Source organism: Paenibacillus massiliensis subsp. panacisoli DSM 21345 (assembly GCF_000426545.1).
GTDB lineage: Bacteria > Bacillota > Bacilli > Paenibacillales > Paenibacillaceae > Paenibacillus > Paenibacillus panacisoli.
In genome coordinates this window covers 1-2,347 of sequence record NZ_AUFO01000049.1, presented here as the reverse complement: position 1 = coordinate 2,347, position 2,347 = coordinate 1, and the positions used below count along the sequence as shown (strand labels likewise).

At 42.0% G+C, this 2,347-nt stretch carries 1 protein-coding gene and 2 pseudogenes; all 3 read left to right on the top strand.

Going from position 1 to position 2,347, the window contains the following annotated elements; translation table 11 throughout:
* Nucleotides 1-725, top strand: a pseudogene (locus K331_RS32315) (hypothetical protein); the annotation flags it as partial.
* Nucleotides 726-744: 19 nt separating this feature from the next.
* Entirely contained in the window at nt 745-1,233 is a 489-nt protein-coding gene (locus tag K331_RS0122435; protein ID WP_028591999.1) for a hypothetical protein, read from the top strand.
* Nucleotides 1,234-1,484: 251 nt separating this feature from the next.
* Nucleotides 1,485-2,347: pseudogene (locus K331_RS0122430) on the top strand (EndoU domain-containing protein); the annotation flags it as partial.

Below are 2,347 nucleotides of genomic sequence, written 5' to 3'. Positions count from 1 at the left end.
ATTCCCGGATGGAGAGCGATGGTCCGGGAGGTTTTAGGAGATCAGAGCAGCCTCCTAAAGATCATTATGAGGATGAACCGAAAAGAAGGGAAGATGAGGAACGACGGAGAAAAGATGAAGAGGCTGAGGGGACGGGTGAAGTTAAGCATTTAACCGACCCAGAGGAGATGAAACCCTTCATTGCACCTCCAAAAGATGGGTATGATGCTTTTCTGGAGAGGTCGTATATAGAAATAAGAAAAGTAGGTCTAGAAGATGTCCCAATAGTATCTAAAAATACGGGTTTAACAGTTGAACAAGTTACTAAGATGAAAGAGCATTTATTTTTAACTATCCGTGATTTATCTATAGATGGGAAACCGTATGAAAAATTATATTTTCAGGCAGATCCTGATATTGCATATGGTTGGCAACAAGCACAAATAAGAGAACTTAATGTTAAAGAAAAAGATTGGTTTAAAAGCCTTGCGGATCATGAACTAAAAGAAAGAGATATAATGCTAAATGGCTACATTGATAAAGATGGTAACAAAATTGGTCCATTACCTTTAAGAGATCCAATAACATGGGATGGGACACAGTATGGCAAAAACCCCTTGAAAAATGCTCATGATGCAGCTAATGAAATGGGAGCAGTACAACCAACGAATAACTTTCCGACATATACCGATGAAATGAAATATAATGATTGGGACAATAATTTTAACCAAAAAATTAAATATTAAATAGTTTGAGGTGAAAGTAATGTTTTTAAGAGAAGCGATATCTCGAAGTAATAATATTGATTGGTGTTTGGTAGGGACAATAGTATCACCGGAGAATGAGAGATTGGGATATGAGTTTTTTAGAAGAATGGCTTCTTTTTTTCAAAAAGAAAATTTAACACCTATTTCACCTAAATTTGCCGATATTGCTCGTCTATTGGGTGATAGAAGAGAACTGGTAGATATTACAACGTTTTATAGCCATGAAACAATAGAATATATGAATAAATTTTCCGGTGTAGAATTGTTTTGTAATTTTTATCTAAAGTTAGCTAAGTATATAGATGATCATCCGGAATACGCTGAGTATATTTATGTGTATGAACCACTGTTAAAAATACTAGAACGGAAAGGGGCATTTGTATTTAGAGTGAATGAACTGGAGATAATTGGTGTTAGCCATTTTCCTTTAGGAGGATGGTATGAGAGATTTTTGAATATGCCTTCTTACGATATAGATAAATTGTAAATCCGGAAATGGTATGTTTAAAGATTTTCGAACCATTTGCTAAGTGTAATGAAATTTAATCTGATGGGGAAATAAACGGATTTTTCGAGACTACGAAGGTCTTCATCCAATCAAAAATGCAGTAATAATATTTTCTGAAAAAGATAAAGATATATGGAAATATAGGTGATTTTTAAAACTACAAAGCTCTTTCCAACTTGTCTTCTGAGTAGGAATGAGCTTTTTTGCATGTTTAAATCAAAGCACTTAGCATGGGAAGTAGAATTAGCAAGCAAGCTACAGGGCAATTCATTCTGCAATATCAGGAGACGGACTGGGCCTTCTTACAGCGCTTGGCCTCGCATGCGGGAGCCACGCTCATTCCGAATACATTGTCCCATCACCCTCAGATCTGGATCGGGATTCCACAGACGGGTAAGCAGATTCGGCTGGAGGGTGTACCTTTTACATTGCAAAGAAATCTCGCTCCTTATCTGGATCAAGTCACGAACCGTGGAGCGAGCGTACGTGCAGAGGATTATACCCGTTATGCGTTCGAATGGGATCGTATCCTGCAATTAGGAGATGAGGTGCATCGGGGACACGAGGTCTATGTGATTACCCGGCGAGAAGGGAAGCTGGTACGAGGACTCATGACCTGGTCCTATGAGTGTGCCATTCCCGAAGGGCTGCGAGTATCCAAGAGGTACAACCAGACCATTATCGGTGCGTCGATCGAAGGCAAGATTATCGAGGTCAGCCGGAATCAGGTGCGCTTGCATCTGGATCTGGATAAGCAGCCACCACAAGCGGCCCAGTGGTTCCCGTATTCAGCCGAGGGCAATCAGGTATGGTATCTCATGCCGGAGAAGGGCGCGCAGGTGAAGCTGTACTTCCCGGGGCAGGATGAGGATGACGCGATGGTCATTCAATCCGTGAGAACGAAGCCCTCGACGAATGTACCCCAGGCGTCTTCTGCTAGTTCGGCTGCGCCTGGAGCTATCGTCGAATCGTCAGCTCAGCGCCATGCACGGAAGACGGCCGACCCCGGCGTCAAATCCTTTGCGAATCCAGAGGGCAAAGAAATCTCGTTAGGCCAGCAGGAGCTGGCAATGCATGCCCAGGAGGGCGCCTT